The 18,836-nt window shown below is 63.9% G+C and carries 18 protein-coding genes; 12 read left to right on the forward strand and 6 right to left on the reverse strand.

The window, feature by feature from the left end; genetic code table 11:
• Positions 1-160: 160 nt before the first annotated feature.
• Positions 161-379 carry a hypothetical protein gene (locus ACP92_RS07795; RefSeq protein WP_041310454.1) on the reverse strand — a complete coding sequence of 73 codons (219 nt, stop codon included), beginning with the start codon at positions 377-379 and terminating at the stop codon, positions 161-163.
• A 653-nt stretch (positions 380-1,032) separates the two neighbouring features.
• On the opposite strand from ACP92_RS07795, the gene ACP92_RS07800 reads away from it, so the two are divergent.
• Positions 1,033-1,830, forward strand: coding sequence for a transporter substrate-binding domain-containing protein (locus ACP92_RS07800; protein WP_013233571.1), 798 nt, complete (start codon positions 1,033-1,035; stop codon positions 1,828-1,830).
• Between the two features lie 165 nt (positions 1,831-1,995).
• Here ACP92_RS07800 and ACP92_RS07805 read toward each other — a convergent pair whose 3' ends face one another.
• From ACP92_RS07805 to ACP92_RS07820, 4 genes are all read right to left on the reverse strand, one after another.
• Entirely contained in the window at positions 1,996-2,787 is a 792-nt protein-coding gene (locus ACP92_RS07805) for a MetQ/NlpA family ABC transporter substrate-binding protein (protein WP_013233572.1), read from the reverse strand.
• 101 nt (positions 2,788-2,888) lie between these two features.
• A complete protein-coding gene (locus ACP92_RS07810; RefSeq protein WP_013233573.1) occupies positions 2,889-3,578 on the reverse strand; it encodes a methionine ABC transporter permease in 690 nt (229 codons plus the stop codon).
• On the reverse strand, positions 3,575-4,585 hold the full coding sequence (locus ACP92_RS07815; RefSeq protein ID WP_013233574.1) for a methionine ABC transporter ATP-binding protein: 1,011 nt from the start codon (positions 4,583-4,585) through the stop codon (positions 3,575-3,577). The genes ACP92_RS07810 and ACP92_RS07815 overlap by 4 nt, the downstream gene beginning before the upstream one ends.
• Positions 4,586-4,741: 156 nt before the next feature.
• Entirely contained in the window at positions 4,742-5,968 is a 1,227-nt protein-coding gene (locus tag ACP92_RS07820) for an aminotransferase class V-fold PLP-dependent enzyme (protein ID WP_013233575.1), read from the reverse strand.
• Between the two features lie 279 nt (positions 5,969-6,247).
• Here ACP92_RS07820 and ACP92_RS07825 point away from each other — a divergent pair, with 279 nt between their 5' ends.
• The 11 genes from ACP92_RS07825 to gcvH all read left to right on the forward strand — a co-directional run bounded on the left by ACP92_RS07825 (position 6,248) and on the right by gcvH (position 17,679).
• Positions 6,248-7,186 carry a LysR family transcriptional regulator gene (locus ACP92_RS07825; protein WP_013233576.1) on the forward strand — a complete coding sequence of 313 codons (939 nt, stop codon included), beginning with the start codon at positions 6,248-6,250 and terminating at the stop codon, positions 7,184-7,186.
• Between the two features lie 131 nt (positions 7,187-7,317).
• The gene (locus ACP92_RS07830) at positions 7,318-8,808 is read left to right on the forward strand and encodes an NAD(P)-binding domain-containing protein (protein WP_013233577.1); all 1,491 of its coding nucleotides are present in this window, start codon (positions 7,318-7,320) and stop codon (positions 8,806-8,808) included.
• A complete protein-coding gene (locus tag ACP92_RS07835) occupies positions 8,805-9,779 on the forward strand; it encodes an ABC transporter permease (RefSeq protein ID WP_013233578.1) in 975 nt (324 codons plus the stop codon). The genes ACP92_RS07830 and ACP92_RS07835 overlap by 4 nt, the downstream gene beginning before the upstream one ends.
• Positions 9,776-10,738, forward strand: a complete 963-nt coding sequence (locus tag ACP92_RS07840; RefSeq protein ID WP_013233579.1) for an ABC transporter permease — start codon at positions 9,776-9,778, stop codon at positions 10,736-10,738. Before ACP92_RS07835 ends, ACP92_RS07840 begins: the two co-directional genes overlap by 4 nt.
• Positions 10,735-11,727, forward strand: coding sequence for an ABC transporter ATP-binding protein (locus ACP92_RS07845; protein WP_013233580.1), 993 nt, complete (start codon positions 10,735-10,737; stop codon positions 11,725-11,727). Before ACP92_RS07840 ends, ACP92_RS07845 begins: the two co-directional genes overlap by 4 nt.
• Entirely contained in the window at positions 11,720-12,727 is a 1,008-nt protein-coding gene (locus tag ACP92_RS07850; protein ID WP_013233581.1) for an ABC transporter ATP-binding protein, read from the forward strand. Before ACP92_RS07845 ends, ACP92_RS07850 begins: the two co-directional genes overlap by 8 nt.
• A gap of 460 nt (positions 12,728-13,187) precedes the next feature.
• On the forward strand, positions 13,188-14,774 hold the full coding sequence (locus tag ACP92_RS07860) for an ABC transporter substrate-binding protein (RefSeq protein WP_013233582.1): 1,587 nt from the start codon (positions 13,188-13,190) through the stop codon (positions 14,772-14,774).
• Between the two features lie 4 nt (positions 14,775-14,778).
• Entirely contained in the window at positions 14,779-16,110 is a 1,332-nt protein-coding gene (locus ACP92_RS07865) for an acyl-CoA thioesterase/BAAT N-terminal domain-containing protein (RefSeq protein WP_013233583.1), read from the forward strand.
• Positions 16,107-16,628 (forward strand): CMD domain protein, encoded by a 522-nt coding sequence (locus tag ACP92_RS07870; RefSeq protein ID WP_013233584.1) that lies wholly within the window; start codon positions 16,107-16,109, stop codon positions 16,626-16,628. The genes ACP92_RS07865 and ACP92_RS07870 overlap by 4 nt, the downstream gene beginning before the upstream one ends.
• Positions 16,629-16,638: 10 nt before the next feature.
• Positions 16,639-17,244 (forward strand): peroxidase-related enzyme, encoded by a 606-nt coding sequence (locus ACP92_RS07875; RefSeq protein ID WP_013233585.1) that lies wholly within the window; start codon positions 16,639-16,641, stop codon positions 17,242-17,244.
• A 57-nt stretch (positions 17,245-17,301) separates the two neighbouring features.
• Complete coding sequence (gene gcvH / locus ACP92_RS07880; protein ID WP_013233586.1) at positions 17,302-17,679, forward strand: glycine cleavage system protein GcvH; 378 nt, start codon at positions 17,302-17,304, stop codon at positions 17,677-17,679.
• 13 nt (positions 17,680-17,692) lie between these two features.
• On the opposite strand, the gene ssuD is transcribed toward gcvH, so the two are convergent.
• Positions 17,693-18,820, reverse strand: a complete 1,128-nt coding sequence (ssuD, locus tag ACP92_RS07885) for an FMNH2-dependent alkanesulfonate monooxygenase (RefSeq protein WP_013233587.1) — start codon at positions 18,818-18,820, stop codon at positions 17,693-17,695.
• Positions 18,821-18,836 lie beyond the last annotated feature (16 nt).

An 18,836-nucleotide genomic window follows, 5' to 3' on the forward strand; every position in this document is an offset into this window, starting at 1 on the left:
GCCGGGCTTGTTGCTGATAGCGGGGAGGGAAGGCAGGATGCGCGCTGGCGCCGTGACGCATCACTGCGCCATCCGTTGACGATGGCGCAGCAGCAGAATCAGTGCGGGAACAGCGGGGGCAGCAGGAGCGGCGGGAACGACGACAACCGCGGGAGCAAACTCAGTCCTGGCCTTTGGCGGCGATATCGATGGCGCGCACGATGGCCACGGCCTTTTCGATCACTTCGGCCTGGCTGGTCACGCGCATGCTTTTCTTGAGATGATGGATGGCGTCGCGGGTCTTTTTGCTCACCGGCACATTGATGTAACCATCGGGTTCGGTGAGGAAACGGGGCGGGGTGACGACGACGGCTTCCTGAATCTTGCTACGTTTGGGCATTAGAGTCTCCCTCATTCATGGGTAGATTGTGACTGCGCGAATATAACTTTTATCTCCAAAAAGTTAGAACACATTTTTTCTATTTTACGCATTTTCTTTGCTGGATCTTATTTGGTGAGAACGAATATCTTCTGATTCGGCAGGATCGCAACAGAAATTTTTTATATTTATTCCCCTGGAAGGGCGTTGGCCGGCGCTGGCAACGGGCGTCAGCGAGAGGCGCGGCGCGAGGGAGATTTGTTAGGTTTTCACTCTATGGGAAAAATATATGCTTGCGCTGTCCTGCAGCATTTCCCTATGAGAAGCGCCATCCTCTTGCATCCTCACCACGTTTGGGCAAGGACGCTTTACTAAATGCCGGCGAGTCGCCGCGTGTGCTCTGGCGCTGCTGGCTGCCGTGCTTGCAGGGCAGCGGCCTGCGCCTCGGGAGGGCGCTCATTCATGATGCGGCGCACCTGCTGGCATAGTCCTTGCAGTCTCGGTAGGCATGATGAGCGGCTGGCAAGCCAGGGGCGACTGAGGCATTTTGTTAGTCCTGACGTTCCGGTGTTGCGGTGTTTCGGTGTTGCAGTATCCCGGTGATGCCAGGTGATGCTTGTCATGTCAGCTTGTCACTCCCTTACCCGACCATTTCTCGACCTCAAGGAATCCGCATGAATTTCATCAAGACCGCAATCGCCGCTTCTCTGGGCCTCATGGCTGTCGCTGTCCACCCGGCCATGGCCGATACCCTGGCTGATATCCAGAAAGCCGGCGTGGTCAAGATCGGCGTGCCGCAAGACTTCGCTCCCTATGGTTCGGTCACCTCCGACCTGCAGCTGCAGGGGCTGGACATCGACGTGGCGCGCCTGGTGGCCAAGGGCATGGGCGTGAAGGCCGAGCTGGTGCCAGTCCCCATTTCCAGCCGCATGGCCTTCCTGCAGACGCACAAGATCGACCTCATCATTTCCACCCTGGGCAAGAACGCCGAGCGCGAAAAAGTCATCGATTTCTCACAGGGCTATGCCCCCTATAACAACAGCGTCTTTGGCGTGGCCGCCATCAAGGTGGCGGGGCCCGCCGACCTGGCCAACCAGACCGTGGGCGTGGCGCGCAGCACCTTCGAGGACCTGATGCTCACCGACAGCGTTCCCAAGAGCACCGTGATCAAGCGTTACGAAGACAACAATGGCCTCATCGCCGCCTATGTCTCGGGGCAGGTGCAACTGGTGGGGACGGGCGACTTCGTGGCGTATGCACTGGCCGAGAAGACGCCTGCCAACAAGCCGCTGCTGAAGTACATCATCAATGTCTCGACCTGCTATGTGGGCATGAACAAGGGCGAGCCCGCGCTCATGGCCAAGGTCAATGAGGCCCTGACCGCGTCCAAGAAGAGCGGTGAACTCAACGGCATCGTCAAGAAGTGGCTCAACGTGCCGCTGCCGGAAAAGATCGCCACCACGTACCAGTGAGCTTCCGGTCAGGAGAGGCAGCGTGCCTCAATCACATCACGTAGACGTGATGTAACGGTTGCGTGATTATCACGTAATCGAGAATGGATGAAAAAAAGCCACGGATCGCTCCGTGGCTTTTCAACATTCGCAGCGCCGTCATACCGGCGCTGTCATGCCAACGACTCAAAAGGCCGGGACGATAGCGCCCTGGTACTTCTCTTCGATGAACTTCTTCACGTCCGGCGAGTTCAGGGCAGCGGCCAGCTTCTTGATGGCCGGGCTGTCCTTGTTGTCTTCGCGCGCCACCAGCAGGTTGGCGTAGGGCGAATTGGCGTCTTCGATGAACAGCGAATCCTTGACCGGGTTCAGCTTGGCTTCCAGCGCATAGTTGGTGTTGATCAGGGCGACATCGACCTGGTTCAGCACGCGCGGCAGGGTAGCCGCTTCCAGGGCGCGGAACTTCAGCTTCTTGGGGTTCTCGACGATGTCCTTCTGGGTCGCGGAGATGTTGGTGTTGTCCTTGAGCTTGATGAGGCCGTTGCGGGCCAGCAGCAGCAGGGCGCGGCCCGAGTTGGACGGATCGTTGGGGATGGCGATGGTGGCGCCATTGGGGATGTCAGCGATCTTCTTGTACTTCTGCGAGTAGGCGGCGAAGGGCTCGACGTGGACCTTGGCGACCGGTACTTCGATATCGTTCTTGTGGCTCTTCTTGAACTGGTCCAGGTAGGGTTGGTGCAGGAAGAAGTTACCGTCCACCTGTTTCTCGTTGGTCTGCGCGGCCGGCTGCACGTAGTCGGTGAAGACCTTCACCTGCAGGTCGATGCCTTCCTTGGCCAGGGCCGGCTTGATGTGTTCCAGGATCTCGGCATGCGGCACCGGGGTGGCGGCGATGACCAGCTTGTCGGCAGCGTGCGCGCCCACGGAGAAGGCCAGGGCGGCGCCAGCGAAGAGGTGAGGGATCAGTTTGCGGATCATGTGTTTCTCCATTCTTGTAGTGACAATCAATTCGACGTCGGTTGACGCATGAGCGGGCTCGTCCTTCATGGGGGCCGAGCCCGGGAACTTGCTTGCGGAACTTACTTGCGGGTAAAGCGCAGCACCAGGCGGTCGCCAAAGAACTGCAACAACTGCACCAGTACCACCAGGATGGCGACCGTGACCACCATCACTTCGGTCTGGAAGCGCTGGTAGCCGTAGCGGATGGCCAGGTCACCCAGGCCGCCGCCGCCGATCACGCCCGACATGGCGGCATAGGACATGAGCGTGATGGCCGTGATGGTCACCGCAGCCAGCAGTCCTGGCAGGGCTTCCGGCAGCAGCGCGCCGAAGATGATCTGGCGGCGTCGCGCGCCCATGGCGGTACAGGCTTCGAGGATGCCGCGATCGATCTCGCGCAGCACGCTTTCGGTCAGGCGCGCAAAGAAGGGCGCGGTGCCGATCACCAGCGGCGGGATGGCGCCGGTCACGCCCAGCGAAGTCCCCACCAGCCACAGCGTGAAGGGGATCAGCATGATCAGCAGGATCAGGAACGGCACCGAGCGCAGCACATTGACCACCAGCGACAGCACCAGGTAGAGGCCGCGCTGCTCCAGCAGCTGGCGACGGTTGGTGAGGAACAGCAGGATGCCCAGGGGCAGTCCCAGCAGCACCGTGAAGAACAGCGAGCCGCCGGTCATGGCCAGGGTTTCCAGGGTGGCGTCGCCCACCTCGCCCCAGTCGATCACCGACAGATCGATCTGGCTGAACAGGGAAGACAGTGCGCTCATGCCAGCACCTCATGCTCGATGTCCGATGTCTGCAGGCGATCGAGCACCTGTGCCAGCGCATCGGCGTCGCCGGAAAACTCCACCAGCAACTGCCCGTAAGGCGTGTCCTTGATGCGCGAGACGGTGCCGCGCACGATGGTGGCCAGGGCCGAGGTGGCCGCAGTCAGTTGCGAGAGGATGGGTTGTGCGGCGATATCGCCGGCATAGGTCAGGCGCACCAGCTTGCCATCGGGACGGCGCTGGTAGAGGCTCTCGCCGGCGTCCCAGGCGTGGCTCTGGGTCAGCAGGGAACGCGTGACCGCATGTTGCGGACGCAGGAATATATCCACCACGCGTCCCTGTTCGGCCACTGCGCCGCCATCCAGCACCGCCACGCGGTCGCAGATGCTGCGGATGACTTCCATCTCGTGGGTGATGAGTACGATGGTCAGGCCCAGCTTGCGGTTGATTTCCAGCAACAGGCGCAGGATGGACTGGGTGGTTTCGGGGTCCAGGGCCGAGGTGGCCTCATCGCAGAGCAAGAGACGCGGGTGGTTGGCCAGGGCGCGGGCAATGCCCACGCGTTGTTTCTGGCCGCCCGACAGTTGCGAGGGATATTGGTCGCGATGCGCATCCAGCCCCACCAGTTGCAGCAGCTCATCGACGCGCGCGGCGCGTTCTTCGCGGCTGTAGCGGCCGGTGATCTTGAGCGGCCAGTCGATGTTCTGCGCCACCGTCTTGGCATTGAGCAGGTTGAAATGCTGGAACACCATGCCCACCCGCTGGCGCAGGCCGAGCAGGGCTTCGTGGCCGAGGCCGGTGATGTCTTCGCCATCGATGAGGACGCGCCCGCTGTCGGGGCGCTCCAGCACGTTGAGGGTGCGGATCAGGGTGCTCTTGCCGGCGCCGGAGCGGCCGATGATGCCGAATACCTCACCCTGGGCGATATCCAGGTTGATGTCGCGCAGCGCGATGATGTCACGCTGGCCGGCACGGTAGGTCTTGTGGAGTTGCTCGATGCGAATCACGATGGTCAGTGTTAAGGGAACTGCGGAAGTCTAACTTTTAGTTATTAGGCGGGAAACGAAAATGAAGTTACTAGCTTATGAGATAAAGGCATGATGATACCCCCTCCCGTCCTCGCCGGCTGGGAGGAAGGAAAGGGGAGGGAGGAGGGGCCAGTCTCAGGCAGCGCTGGCCAGGGCTGCGGTTCTTGCCTGGGAGGCCTGGTAGGCCTCGTGGGCCAGCACTTGCCGCACTGTCGCCACGACGTAATCGATCTCGGCCTCGGTGGTGCCGCGCCCCAGCGAGAAGCGCACGGCATTGCGCGCCACGTCCGGCGAGCGGCCGATGGCCAGCAGCACGAAGGAGGGGGCAGCGGCGGCGGAATTGCAGGCCGAACCGGCCGATACGGCAATGCCCAGCAACTGGCTGCCCAGCGTGCCGTGACGGGTCGGCGGGAAGCTGACATTGAGATTGTGCGGCACGCGCTGGCGGGCGCAGCCATTCAACTGCACGCCGGGCAGATCGGCCAGCCCGGCCCAGAGCCGGTCGCGCAGCGCGCCGATGCGGCGGCTTTCTTCTTCCAGCAGGCGGCCTGCCAGGGCGAAGGCCTCGCCCATGCCGACGATCTGGTGGGTGGCCAGGGTGCCCGAGCGCATGCCGTTTTCATGGCCGCCGCCGTCGATCTGGGCTTCCAGCTTGAGCTGCGGATTGTGGCGCACATAGAGCGCGCCGATTCCCTTGGGACCGTAGACCTTGTGCGCCGAGAAGGACATCAGGTCCACCTTCAGCCGGGTCAGGTCGATGGCGATCTTGCCCGCCGCCTGTACCGCATCGACGTGGAACACCACGTCGTGGGCCGCGCAGATCTCGCCCAGCTCGGCAATGGGCTGGATGACGCCGATCTCGTTGTTCACGTACATCACCGACGCCAGCAGGGTATCGGGCCGCAGCGCGGCGCGCAGCTGTTGCGGCGTGATCAGGCCATCCGCTCCGGGCTGCAGGTAAGTGACCTCGAAGCCCGCCTTTTCCAGGGTATGCATGGTATCGAGCACGGCCTTGTGCTCGGTGGGCACGGTAATGAGGTGATTGCCGCGCCCCTGCGCGCGCAGCGCATAGGCTGCGCCCTTGAGGGCCAGGTTGTTGGATTCGGTCGCGCCGGAGGTCCAGACGATCTCGCCTGGTTGCGCCCCGACCAGGCCCGCCACCTGGGCGCGCGCCTGTTCCACCGCGCGTCGCGCCTCCCAGCCGAAGGGATGGGAGCTGCTGGCGGCATTGCCGAACTTGTCCGTGAGGAAATCGCACATCACCCGCGCCACCTGGGGATCGACCGGCGTGGTCGCGCCATAGTCCAGGTAGATGGGAAAACGAAGATCAGCCGGCGGGCGACAGGGGGCAGGGGCGTTCATGATGCGATCCGGAGAATGAGGTGATACAGGGCGCAGCGGGTACGACAGGCCTACATTACGTCGCTTGCCTTATCTGGAAAACGAATTTGCCGCTATTTGTATATACGGTTTACGTGTTTCTTTCAAGCAATCGATGCAAAGGCGCCGGCGGCAAGGCTTCCCGGCCTTGGCGCTAGCGGCGCATTAGCTTATACAAAATTATTATACTGAAATAGAATACAGACAAACCTATAATTCGAAAAACATATGCAAGCACTTTGATCAAGGAATGCGATTTCGATGGACCTGAACCAGCTGGAAGCCTTTGCAGCGGTAATGACCCTGGGGAGCGTGACCGGCGCCGGGCGCAGCCTGGGCCGTTCGCAGCCGGCGGTCAGCAAGGCCATCGGCGACCTTGAGAGCGAGCTGGGCTATGCCCTGTTCGACCGCAACGGTCCGCGCGTGACGCCCACGGCCAAGGCCTTCCTGCTCTATGAAGAGGTGGAGCGCTCGTTGGTGGGCCTGCGCAGCATCCGCGAACGCGCGCTGGAAATCGCCCGCGAAGAAGTCCATCCGGTCCACCTGGTGGCCACGCCCGCGCTGGCCTCGACCATCGCCCCGGCGGCCCTGCAATTGCTGGCGGCCGATGGGCAGCATGCCTTTCCCGAACATGTCCACCTGCGCAGCGCCTCGGCCGAGCAGGTCGTGCATGCGGTCCTGCATCGCACCGTCAGCCTGGGCCTGACCTCGCTGCCGGTAGCCCATCGCGGGCTGGACCTGCACTGGATCGGCGAAGCGCCCTGTGTGGCCGTGGTGCGCGCCGATCATCCCCTGGCCAGCAAGGACAAGCTGACCCGCGCCGCCCTGCGCGGCCAGCGCGTCATCACCATGTCCAACCGCTATCGCCTGCGCCAGCGCGTGGAACTGGCGCTGGGTGAAGACAGCCAGCTGGATGTGGCCATCGATACCAATACTTCCTTCAACGCCATCATGGCCGCCCGCGCCGGACTGGGGGTGGCGCTGGTGGAGCCGGCCACGGCCTATGGCATGCCCATCGAAGGCATGGTGGTCAAACGCCTGGCGGTGGAGATTCCGTTTTACTTTGGCGTGGTCACGCCCTATGGCAAGCCGGTCGAAGGCGTCACCGAGCGCCTGATCGACGCGGTCGAACAGGCCGCGCGCACGACCTTGCAGGGCTTCGTCAAGCGCGACGCCAGCCTGCATGATGAATTGTTATAAATGATTTCGCAGTAAGCAGTACCGCAGCAGGCAGCAGCGTCAACCGGGAAGGGCGTTGCATCACAAAACCCGAAACCAGACGATCTCAGGCCATGGCCTGTGACGTCTTTTCATGCTTTTGACGAGGCGATATGCAAGACACCGAACCGACCCCAACCGACGCCACTTGCGCCACCTACGCTGCGCCCCCGCAAGGGCTGGCGGCACTGGAGGCGCGCCTGCGCCAGGACCTGCAATGGCTGGCCCTGCCGGGAAAGTCGTGGACGCCGCAGATCGAGCGCGAGGGCGTGCCGGTGCTCGACGTGGCCATCATCGGTGGCGGCCAGGCTGGCATGGCCGCTTCGGTGGCGCTGTCGCACCTGGGCATTCCCAATGTGATCTACGACCAGTCGCCCAAGGACTTCGAAGGCCCCTGGGCCACCACGGCGCGCATGGAAACCCTGCGCTCGCCCAAGACCCTGACCGGCCCGGCGCTGGGCTTCCCGGCGCTGACCTTCCGCGCCTGGTTCGAGGCGCAGTTCGGGCTGGCTGCGTGGGAGGCGCTGGACAAGATCCCGCGCCTGCAATGGATGGATTACCTGCGCTGGTTCCGTCGCGTGATGCAGCTCGATATCCGCAACGAGCATCGCGTGCTGGCCGTGCAGCCGCGTGCCGACGGCATCGTGGCATTGCAATTGCAATCGCCGTCGGGCGCCGCCACCGTGCTGGCGCGCCGCGTGGTGGTGGCGACCGGCCGCGATGGCCTGGGCGGCGCCTATCTGCCGCCGCTGGCCGGGCAACTGCCGCGGGACCGCTGGGCCCATTCCTCCGACCTGTTCGACTATGCCAGCCTCAAGGGCAAGCGCGTGGGCGTGATCGGCGGCGGCGCCTCGGCCATGGATAGCGCCGCGACCGCACTGGAAGAGGGCGCGGCCCGCGTGGACATGCTGATCCGCCGCAAGGACCTGCCGCGCATCAACAAGGGCAAGGGCTCGGGCAGCCCCGGCCTGGTCAATGGTCACCTGCATCTGCCGGATGAATGGAAATGGCGCATCCGCCATTACGTCAATGCGCAGCAGGTGCCGCCGCCCTCGGGCAGCACCCGCCGCGTCTCGCGCTTTGCCAATGCGCGCTTCCTGCTGGGCACGGCGATCGAGTCGGTGCAGATCCAGCCAGATGGCGCGCTGCTGCTGCACACCAATCGCGGCCCGCTGGAGCTGGATTTCCTGTTCTTCTCCACTGGCTTCAAGATCGACTGGAGCCTGCGCCGCGAATTCAGGGACATCGCCCCGCACATCCTCAACTGGAGCGACCGTTACACCCCGCCCGCCGGCGAAGAAGACCAGGAGCTGGCCGACTCGCCCTACCTGGGACCGGTGTTCGAATTCCAGCAAAAGACCCCGGGCAGCCTGCCGGGACTGGAGCGTGTGCATTGCTTCTGCTATCCGGCCGCGGCCAGCCATGGCACCGTCTCCGGCGACATCCCTGCCATCAGCGATGGCGCCTATCGCCTGGCGCAGGGCATTGCCGCGTTGATGTACAGCGAAGATGTGGAATACCACTACCGCAATATCCAGGCCTATGAAGAGCCCGAACTGGAAGGCGACGAGTGGACCGAGTCGCCATGGGAGCTGCCGGCATGAGTGGCGCCATCGCCCGGAGCGTGGTGCAGGCGCTGATGGTGGTGCTGTTGATGACGGTGATCGTCTTCTTCGGCCTGCACATGATCGGCAATCCGGTCGATATCCTGATCGGCCAGGATGTCGACCAGGTCGACCGTCTGCGCATCATCCAGGAGCTGGGGCTGGACCAGCCGGTCTGGCGTCAGTACCTGGCCTTCCTCAATGGCGCGCTGCATGGCAACCTGGGCAACAGCTTCGTCTATAACACCCCGGCCATCCTGCTGATCTTCCAGCGTCTGCCGGCCACCCTCGAGCTGGCCTGTGCGGCGCTGTTGCTGGCCTTGGTGGTGGGCGTGCCGTTGGGTCTCTTCGCGGGCATGAAGCCGGATCATCCCTTCTCGCGCCTGGTCATGACCACCAGCATCTTCGGCTTTTCGCTGCCGACCTTCTGGATCGGCCTGATGCTGATCATGGCCTTTTCGGTCACGCTGGGCTGGCTGCCCTCGGGGGGACGCGGCCAGACCGCTGAACTGTTCGGCGTGCAATGGTCGTGGCTGACGGCCGATGGCTGGCGTCACATGATCTTGCCGGCGATCAATCTGTCCTTGTTCAAGATTTCACTGGTCATTCGCCTCACCCGCGCCAATGTGCGCGAGGTGCTACCGATGGACTTCGTCAAGTTCGCCCGCGCCAAGGGACTCTCGCCTGCGCGCGTGGTGCTGATGTACGTGCTGCGCAATACCCTCATTCCGCTGGTGACGGTGGTGGGGCTGGAGTTTGGCTCCACGATTGCCTTTGCGGTCGTCACAGAAAGCATCTTCGCCTGGCCCGGCGCGGGCAAGCTGATCCTTGACAGCATCAATGCGCTGGATCGCCCGGTGATCGTGGCCTACCTGATGGTGATCGTCTGCATGTTCGTCACCATCAACCTGGTGGTGGATGTGCTCTACAAGTTACTGGACCCGCGCGTGCGGGTGGAGGCCAAGCCATGAGCGCGCCGCAGACCGAAGTGGGCATGACGCAAGAACAGGTGCGCGCCCGCGTGGCCGAGCTGTCGGCCTTCCAGGCCCCGCGCCGCGAATCGCCCTGGCGGCGCGTGATGCGCCACTTCGTGGCCTCGCGCTCGGCCATGCTGGGGCTGGTGATCGTGCTCTTGCTGATCGTCGGTGCCATCGCCGCGCCCTGGATCACCCCACAGAATCCCTATGACCTGATGCAGCTCGATGTGCTCGATGCACGCCTGCATCCCGGCACGCTCAATGGCGCCGGCACCTATACCTATTGGCTGGGTACCGATGGACAAGGTCGCGACCTGGTCTCGGCCATTCTCTATGGCCTGCGCATCAGCGTAGGCATCGGCGTGGGCTCGGCCCTGATCGCTGGCGTGATCGGCACGCTCATCGGCCTCCTGGCTGCGTATGCCGGCGGCAAGCTCGATACGCTGCTCATGCGCTTTGCCGACCTGGTGCTGTCCTTCCCCTCCATCCTGGTGGCGATGCTGATCCTGGCCTATGTGGGCAAGGGCATCTTCAACGTGATGGCCACGCTGGTAGTGCTGGAGTGGGCTTATTACGCCCGTACCGCACGCGGCCAGGCGCTGGTGGAGCGACGCAAGGAATACGTGGAGGCCGCGCGCGGGCTGAACCTGTCGTCCTGGCGCATCATGGTGCGCCACATCCTGCCCAACTGCCTGCCGCCGCTCATCGTCATCGGCACCTTGCAGGTGGCGCGCGCCATCACGCTGGAAGCGACCTTGTCCTTCCTCGGCCTGGGCGTGCCCATTACCGAACCCTCGCTGGGCCTGCTCATTTCCAATGGATACCAATACATGCTCTCGGGCGAATACTGGATCAGCTTCTATCCCGGCATCACGCTCTTGGTGGTGATCGTGGCCATCAACCTGGTCGGCGACCGCCTGCGCGACATCCTCAATCCACGGTGGCAGAAATGAGCGCGCTCACGCTGGAAGTGCGCAATCTGCGCACGCATTTCTTTACTCCCGAAGGCGTGCTGCCGGCGGTCGATGACGTCTCCTTGTCGGTCGGTCGTGGCCGCATTCTGGGCCTGGTCGGCGAATCCGGTTCGGGCAAGAGCGTGACCGGTTTTTCCATCCTCGGCATGGTCGATGCACCGGGCCGCATCGTCGGCGGCGAGATCCTGTTCCAGGGCCGCGACCTGGTGCGCATGGACAAGACGTCCCTGCGCGAATTGCAGGGCAATCGCATCGCCATGATCTTCCAGGACCCGATGATGACCCTCAACCCGGTCCTGAAGGTGGAGGCGCAGATGGTCGACGCCGTGCTGGCGCACAGCAAGGTGAGCCGCCAGCAGGCCCGCGAACTGGCCCGCGACACCCTGGGCATGATGGGCATCGCCAGTCCGGAAGAACGGCTGCAGGCCTATCCGCATCAGTTGTCCGGTGGCATGCGCCAGCGCGTAGCCATCGCCATTGCGATGCTGCACAAGCCCGACCTGATCATCGCCGATGAACCGACTACCGCGCTGGATGTGACCATCCAGGCGCAGATCCTGTCGGAAGTGCAGAAGCTGGCGCGCCAGCATGGCACCGCGCTGATCTGGATCACGCACGACCTGTCGGTGGTGGCCGGCCTGGCCGATGAAGTGGCGGTGATGTACGCCGGGCGCATTGTCGAACAGGGCAGTGTGGATGCGGTGCTGGATGCGCCGCTGCATCCCTACACGCAAGGCCTGATCGGCAGCCTGCCCAGCAACAACCGGCGCGGTGCGCGCTTGCGCCAGATTCCCGGCATGACGCCCAATCTGTTGCACCTGCCGCCGACCTGCGCTTTTGCGGCCCGCTGTGAGCGCCTCTCCCAGCAATGTCTGGTGGCCCCTGCGATCAGCGAACCGTTGCCGGCGCACCGGGTGCGCTGCTATCACCCCACCCCGAGTACACAGAGCAGCGAGCAACATGGATAAGGCCGTCATTCCCCTGATCGAAACCCGCGCCGTCAGCCGCCGCTTCGGTGAGCGCCGCCAGGGCTGGCTGCAGCGCCAGCTGCAAGCGCGCGGCTGGAGCCGTCCGCCCGCCATCACGCATGCGCTGGATAAGGTGGATCTGAAAGTCTTGCCTGGCGAGGTAGTGGGCCTGGTGGGCGAATCCGGCTGTGGCAAGTCCACCCTGGGCCGGGTAGCCTGCGGTCTGCTCGATCCCTCCGATGGGCAGGTGCTGGTGAACGGCCGTGACCGCGCCAGCCTCAGCAGCAGGGAAGAAGCCGAGGCGCGTCTGCAGGTGCAGATGATCTTCCAGAATCCCTATGCGAGTCTGAACCCGCGCTTGCGCATCGACCAGATCGTCGGCGAGGCGGCGCAGGTCAATGGCAAGGTCGAGGGCGATCTTGATGACTACGTGTGCCAGCAGTTGCTGCGCGCCGGTCTCGATCCGGCCCTGCGCGACCGTTATCCGCACCAGTTCTCCGGCGGCCAGCGCCAGCGCATCGGCATCGCCCGCGCCCTCGCCGTGCAGCCGCAGATGCTGGTCTGCGATGAAGCGGTGGCGGCGCTGGATGTGTCGATCCAGGCGCAGATCCTCAACCTGTTCATGGACCTGCGCGCAGAGCTGGGTCTGACCTATCTCTTCATCAGCCATGACCTGGGTGTGGTAGAGCACGTCTCGGACCGCGTGGTCATCATGTACCTGGGCCGGGTGGTGGAGAGTGCGCCGGTGGCCGAGCTGTTCGGCCAGCCCAATCATCCCTACACGCAGGCGCTGCTGGCCGAAGTGCCGCGCATGGGCGCGCGCAAGAAGGAATTCACCGCCATCAAGGGCGAGATCCCCAGTCCGCTGAACCCGCCCACCGGTTGCCACTTCAACCCGCGCTGCCCGCATGCCACGCAGCGCTGCCGTGAAGAACAGCCCTTGCTGCGCGAGATCGCGCCGGGGCATATGAGCGCCTGCCATCTCAACGATGGCCGTTGATGAGGTTTATTGAAATGTTCTCCCTCCCGTTCGGACTGAGTAGGCCCCTTGGGGCCGTATCGAAGGCGCTGATGCCGCTGATGCCTCGGCAGCCACGCCTTCGATACGCAGCTGCGCTGCTACTCAGTCCGAACGGGAGCAGGGGGGCAATTCAGAAAAAGCCATTCAGGAAACCCCATCCAGAAAACCGCAAGTTGATGTATCCGCAGTGCTTCCAATAAGGTTTGTTGAGATGTTCTATTTTCCGTTCGGACTGAGTAGGCCCCTTTGGGGCCGTATCGAAGGCGCTGATGCCGCTGATGCCTCGGCAGCCAGGCCTTCGATACGCAGCTGCGCTGCTACTCAGTCCGAACGGGGGCAGGGGTGCAATTCAGAAAAAGCCATTCAGGAAACCCCATCCAGAAAACCGCAAGTTGATGTATCCGCAGTGCTTCCACTTTGACCACAGAGGAACCCGATCATGAAGAAAACCCTCCTGACCCGCCTGCTGGCCATCGCCCTGACCGGCGCAGCCCTGGCTGCCGCCGCCGATGCCGCGCATGCGCAGAACCTGAATATCGCCTTTGCCGATCCGCTCTCGTCGCTGGACCCGCAGTTGAACAACCACGCCGGCGACCGCTCGGTGGATCTGCATTTCTGGGACCTGCTCGTCCAGAACGACTACAACAAGCTGGTGCCGGGCCTGGCCGTGAGCTGGAAGAACATCGACCCCAAGACCTGGGAGTTCAAGCTGCGTCCCAACGTCAAGTGGCAGGACGGCAAGCCCTTCACTGCGGACGACGTGATCTTTTCCTACCAGCGCGCCCGTGCGGTGCCGGGCAGCGTAGCGACCTTCGCCGGCTACCTGCGCACGGTCGAATCGGTGACCGCCAAGGACCCGCTGACCCTGGTCATCAAGACCAATATCCCTAACCCGGACCTGCCGCTGAACCTGGCCTCGGTGCACATCGTCAGCAAGCACATTGGTGAAAAATCCACCACCGAGAACTACAACAGCGGCGCAGCGGTGATCGGCACCGGCCCCTACAAGTTCGTCTCCTACACCCCGGGCGACCGCGTGGTGATGCAGCGTAACGACGACTACTGGAACGGCAAGCCGCTGTGGGAAAAGGTCAACTACCGCTACATCAACAACGGTGCAGCGCGCACTGCAGCGCTGCTCTCGGGCGATGTGGACGTGATCGACAAGGTCTCGGTGTCCGACCTGGCCAAGCTGAAGCAGTCGCCCAACGTCAAGGTCTATCCCTACAACGGCCTGCGCGTGCTGCTGATCCAGCCGAGTTTCCATCAAGGCCCCAGCCCCTTCATCACCGACAACAACGGCAAGCAGCTGGACAAGAACCCGCTGCTGGATGTGCGCGTGCGCCGCGCCATGTCGCTGGCCATCAACCGCAAGGCCTTGATCGACCGCATCCTGCAGGGCGCAGCCACCGAGGCCAACCAATGGATGCCGGCCGACACCTTCGGCTACAACCCGGAGATCAAGAACATCCCCTTCGACGCCGCACAGGCCAAGAAGCTGCTGGCCGACGCCGGCTTCCCCGACGGTTTCAAGCTGACCATCCACGTGCCCAACGACCGCTATCCGCAAGCGCCGGAGACCATGCAGGCCGTGGCCCAGTTCTGGACCCGCATCGGCATCAAGACCCAGGTCGAAGTACTGCCCTGGGCGGCGTATTCCTCGCGCGCCAACAAGAACGAGTTCGCCGTCTCGGTGCTGGCCTGGGGTAACGGTACGGGCGAAGCCAGTTACGCGCTGGTCAACGTGCTGGGTTCGGTCGATCCCAAGAAGGGCATCGGCGCTTCCAACTGGAACCACTACAGCAGCCCCGCCGTGGACAAGGCCCTGGCCGATTCCACCGCTGAATTCGATGCGGCCAAGCGCGAAGCCATCCTGCGCGGCGCCGCCAAGACCGTCTCGGAGGAAGTGGGCGTGATTCCGCTGTACCACTACCAGAACATCTGGGCCGCCAAGAAGGGCCTGAAGGTCACCCCCATCAGCAGCGACCGCACCACCGCCATGATGGTGACCGAGGACAAGAAGTAAGGCCATGCCCAACTTCTCCATCGACGTCAGCCCGGCCGACGACCTGATCGACGTGCCTCGCCGCATCATCGTGCGGGGTGCGCATCCGGGCGAGCCGGTGCGGATTTCTTCCGCCACGCTGCGCAATGGAACGCAGTGGCGCAGCACGGCCTGCTACATCGCGGACGCCCATGGCAATGTGGATGTGAGCATGAACCCGGCCATCGACGGCGACTACTACGGCATCGACCCGATGGGTCTGCTGTGGTCGCAGAAGCCGGTGCAGGCCGGGCGGCGCGATCAGTTCCATGCCGATGTGATGGCGCCGCTGGAAACCACGCTGACCGTTTCTGCACTGGAGCAGCCGGGACTGCCACCCTGCACCCCGGCCAGCACGAGGCTGGTGCAGCGCCTGGCCGGCGCGGGTGTGACCCGCCGTGAAGTGCGCGAACTGGGCCTGGTCGGCACGCTCTTCCTGCCAGCCACGCCCGGGCCGCATCCCGCCGTGATGATCCTCAACGGATCGGGTGGCGGCATCAACGAGCCACGCGCGGCGCTGTATGCGTCGCGCGGTTACGCAGCCTTTGCACTGGCCTACTTCAAGGCGCCGGGCCTGTCGGATTACATCTCCAACACACCGCTGGAATATTTCGAGCGCGGCCTTGACTGGTTGCGCGCCGAAGTCAGTCCCTTGCATGACTTCGTCGCCATCAGCGGCCAGTCGCGTGGCGGCGAACTGGTCTTGCTGCTGGGGGCGACCTTCCCGCAGAAGGTCTCGGCGGTGTTGGCCTATGTCCCCAGCGCACTGGTACACAGCGGCCAGAACGCCGCCGATCCGACGATCGGCCGCGAAGGCCCGACCTGGCTGCTGCGCGGCCAGCCGCTGCCACACCAGTGGCAGGACAATCGGACCGCCAGCTGGGCGCCCTTCGACGAGGGCCCCGCACCGCATCGTCATGAACTGGCCATGCTGACCGCCTTGCAGGACGAAGAGGCGGTGGCGCGTGCGCGCATTCCGGTCGAAAAAATCGCCGCGCCCGTGTTGCTGCTGTCGGCCACCGATGACGGCTCCTGGCCTTCCAGCCTGTATTGCGGCATGGTGCGCGACAAGCTCGCCGAAGTCGCCCATCCGTGGCCGGTGCTGTGGCGCAATTACGCCAATGCCGGCCATTCCATCCTGTTCCCGTTCGTGCCGACCACGCAGACCACCTATGCCCACCCGGTATCCGGGCGCATCAGCACCGGTGGCGGCGAGGCGGCGGCGAACGCTCGCGCTGATCTCGACTCCTGGCAGCAGGCGCAGCATTTCCTGCGCGACGCGCTGACCAGGCATTCATCCCCCAAGGAGACTTCATGACTACCCCCGTCTACGACATCCACGCCGATGTCATCGACCAACTCGCCGGCCTGTCCGTCGGCAGTGCGCTGCATAGCCTGCGGCACCAGCGCGACAAGGTCGCGGTGGCCTCGCAAGGCAGCTACGACACCCTGTTCGATCCGGCCCTGGAAGGCATCGGCCTGGACGAACGCCTGCTGGTGGCGCTGTACGCCTGCCGCCTGGCCGGTGCAGACGACCTGGTGGCCCACTATCGTGCGCGCGCGTTGGTGATCTCGGTGGAGGCGGCGCAACTGGCCGCCGCCGAGACCGGCGAGCCCGAACAACTGCCCGAAGGTCGCCTGCGCGCCATGCTGGTCTTCACGCGCGCGCTCACGCAGCGTCCGGTGGAAGGCGACAAGGCCGCCATCGAAAAGCTGCCCGCTGCCGGCATCAGCACGCCCGCCGTGGTGGCGTTGTCGCAGCTGATCGCCTTCGTGTCCTATCAATTGCGCGTGGTCGCTGGCCTGAAGGCCATGCGTGCTGCCGCTGCCCAGTAAGGAGAGCCGCATGAGCGACATCATCAAGGCCAACGGTTTTACCAATGAAACCCTGGAGTGGGATGCCTGGCTGGACGTGATCCAGCTGGAGGCGGCCAGTGCAGACCAGATCAAGGTGCTGGAAGAAAGCCATCCCAAGGCCAAGACCTCGGACTACTACCTGTTCCTGGCGCACCAGCCCGACATCCTGCGCCAGCGTTCGGCCGCCTTCAACGCCATCATGTACGCGCCCGGCGGCCTGCCGCGCGCCGAGCGCGAGCTGGGCTCGCTGGTGGTCTCGCGCATCAATGGCTGCGTGTATTGCGCCTCGGTGCATGCACAGCGTTTCGAACAGTTGGCCAAGCGTAACGATACGGTGCGCCAGGTCTTCGACACGCCTTATGGCGCTGGCGTGGATGCGCGCGAGCGGGCCATCGCCAAGTTCTCTGCCGAGCTGACCGAGACGCCGGGTGATGTCAGCGCAGCGCAGATCAAGGCGCTCTATGACGTCGGCCTGAGCGAGCTGGAAGTGCTGGACCTGATCCATTCGGTGGCCATTTTTGCCTGGGCCAATCGCCTCATGCTCAATCTGGGCGAGCCGGTGTTTGCCGATGGCAGCAAGGCCGAAGCGAAGTAAGGCATTTGCGTGCTGACGCAATCATGTTGACGCAGTCATTTCCATAAGGAGACAGGGATGCACATTCCGGATCATCTGGTCTATGCCCAGACCCATGAGTGGGTCAAGCTCGAAGACGATGGCACGCTGACCATCGGCATTACCGATTTTGGCCAGGAGCAGTTGGGGCCGCTGGTGTATGTGGACATGCCGGCGGTGGGCAAGGTCTTGGCGCGCGGCGCGGAGTCGGGCATCGTCGAATCCAACAAGACGGCGTCGGACCTGCATGCGCCGGTCGATGGCGAGGTTGTCGCCGTCAACGAGCTGCTGGTAGAGACGCCCGACGCCATCAATGGCGCGCCGTATGAGCAATGGATCTTCAAGCTCAAGCCGGCCGCGCCGTTCTCGGCAGAGGGCTTCCTCGATGCGGCGGGCTATCTCAAGCTCATTTCCTGACGCGCTGGTTCGTTCAGGAAGCCGAAGCGGCGGCGCGGATATCGAAGGCGCCGCCGGTCTGTGCGCGGTCACGCAAGGTGACGGCGTTCTTGCCCAAGAGCGGGAAGACCAGTTCGGCGAAGCGGATCGCTTCTTCCAGGTGCGGGTAGCCGGACAGCACGAAGGTATCCACGCCCAGGTCCGCATATTCCTGCAGGCGTTCGGCCACCGTGGTGGCGTCGCCCACCAGCGAGGTGCCGGCCCCGCCGCGCACCAGTCCCACGCCGGCCCACAGGTTGGGGGCGATTTCCAGCTTGTCGCGGCGGCCGCCGTGCAGGGCGGCCATTCTCTGTTGTCCGACTGAATCCATCCTGGCGTAGTTCTGCTGGGCGCGGGCGATGTCTTCGTCGGTGAGTTTGCTGATGAGGCGTTCGGCTGCCGTCCAGGCTTCGGCGGTGGTTTCGCGCACGATGGCGTGCAGGCGTACGCCGAAGCGCACGGTGCGGCCTTGTCTGGCGGCGCGTTCGCGCACGTCGTCGATCTTCTGTCTGACCGCGGCTGGGGGTTCGCCCCAGGTGAGGTAGGCGTCTACGTGTTTGGCGGCGAGGTCGTGGGCGGCGGGGGAGGAGCCGCCGAAGTAGAGCGGTGGGTAGGGCTGTTGCACGGCGGGGTGGAACAGCTGGCCGTTGCGGATGCGGAAGTGTTTGCCTTCGTAGTTGACGGTTTCGCCCTGGAGCAGCTTGCGCCAGATGGTGAGGTATTCGTCGGCGGCTTCGTAGCGTTCGTCGTGCTTGAGGAAGACGCCGTCGGCTTCGAGTTCGGTGGCGTCGCCGCCGGGGACGACATTGAGCAGCAGGCGGCCGTTCAAGGCCTGGTCCAGGGTGGCGGCTTGTCTTGCTGAGGGGCCGGGGCCGCCTAGCGATGTTCTTAGCGCTACCAGCAGTTTGATGCGCTGGGTCACGGGGACCAGGCTGGCGGCTACTACCCATGGGTCCAGGCAGGAGGCGCCGGTGGGAATCAACAGGCCGTCATAACCCAATGTCTCGCTGGTGACGGCGATCTGGCGCATGTACTCCAGCGTGGGGGCGCGGCCGAAGTCGGATTTGCCCAGGTAGCGGGTGTCGCCTGAGGTGGGGAGGAACCAGAAGAGTTCTAATGACATGCCGTGTTTCCTTTTG

This window comes from Herbaspirillum seropedicae (assembly GCF_001040945.1).
GTDB classification, from domain to species: Bacteria; Pseudomonadota; Gammaproteobacteria; order Burkholderiales; family Burkholderiaceae_D; genus Herbaspirillum; species Herbaspirillum seropedicae.

What these genes read in the sequence shown, in the direction of transcription:
- ACP92_RS07820 (WP_013233575.1), bottom strand. Translation starts at nt 5,968, where the DNA reads ATGAACGCCCCTGCCCCCTGTCGCCCGCCGGCTGATCTTCGTTTTCCC.
- ACP92_RS07845 (WP_013233580.1), top strand. Translation starts at nt 10,735, where the DNA reads ATGAGCGCGCTCACGCTGGAAGTGCGCAATCTGCGCACGCATTTCTTT.
- ACP92_RS07805 (WP_013233572.1), bottom strand. Translation starts at nt 2,787, where the DNA reads ATGATCCGCAAACTGATCCCTCACCTCTTCGCTGGCGCCGCCCTGGCC.
- gcvH (WP_013233586.1), top strand. Translation starts at nt 17,302, where the DNA reads ATGCACATTCCGGATCATCTGGTCTATGCCCAGACCCATGAGTGGGTC.
- ACP92_RS07795 (WP_041310454.1), bottom strand. Translation starts at nt 379, where the DNA reads ATGCCCAAACGTAGCAAGATTCAGGAAGCCGTCGTCGTCACCCCGCCC.
- ACP92_RS07825 (WP_013233576.1), top strand. Translation starts at nt 6,248, where the DNA reads ATGGACCTGAACCAGCTGGAAGCCTTTGCAGCGGTAATGACCCTGGGG.
- ACP92_RS07830 (WP_013233577.1), top strand. Translation starts at nt 7,318, where the DNA reads ATGCAAGACACCGAACCGACCCCAACCGACGCCACTTGCGCCACCTAC.
- ACP92_RS07800 (WP_013233571.1), top strand. Translation starts at nt 1,033, where the DNA reads ATGAATTTCATCAAGACCGCAATCGCCGCTTCTCTGGGCCTCATGGCT.
- ACP92_RS07840 (WP_013233579.1), top strand. Translation starts at nt 9,776, where the DNA reads ATGAGCGCGCCGCAGACCGAAGTGGGCATGACGCAAGAACAGGTGCGC.
- ACP92_RS07835 (WP_013233578.1), top strand. Translation starts at nt 8,805, where the DNA reads ATGAGTGGCGCCATCGCCCGGAGCGTGGTGCAGGCGCTGATGGTGGTG.
- ACP92_RS07810 (WP_013233573.1), bottom strand. Translation starts at nt 3,578, where the DNA reads ATGAGCGCACTGTCTTCCCTGTTCAGCCAGATCGATCTGTCGGTGATC.
- ACP92_RS07875 (WP_013233585.1), top strand. Translation starts at nt 16,639, where the DNA reads ATGAGCGACATCATCAAGGCCAACGGTTTTACCAATGAAACCCTGGAG.
- ssuD (WP_013233587.1), bottom strand. Translation starts at nt 18,820, where the DNA reads ATGTCATTAGAACTCTTCTGGTTCCTCCCCACCTCAGGCGACACCCGC.
- ACP92_RS07860 (WP_013233582.1), top strand. Translation starts at nt 13,188, where the DNA reads ATGAAGAAAACCCTCCTGACCCGCCTGCTGGCCATCGCCCTGACCGGC.
- ACP92_RS07865 (WP_013233583.1), top strand. Translation starts at nt 14,779, where the DNA reads ATGCCCAACTTCTCCATCGACGTCAGCCCGGCCGACGACCTGATCGAC.
- ACP92_RS07850 (WP_013233581.1), top strand. Translation starts at nt 11,720, where the DNA reads ATGGATAAGGCCGTCATTCCCCTGATCGAAACCCGCGCCGTCAGCCGC.
- ACP92_RS07870 (WP_013233584.1), top strand. Translation starts at nt 16,107, where the DNA reads ATGACTACCCCCGTCTACGACATCCACGCCGATGTCATCGACCAACTC.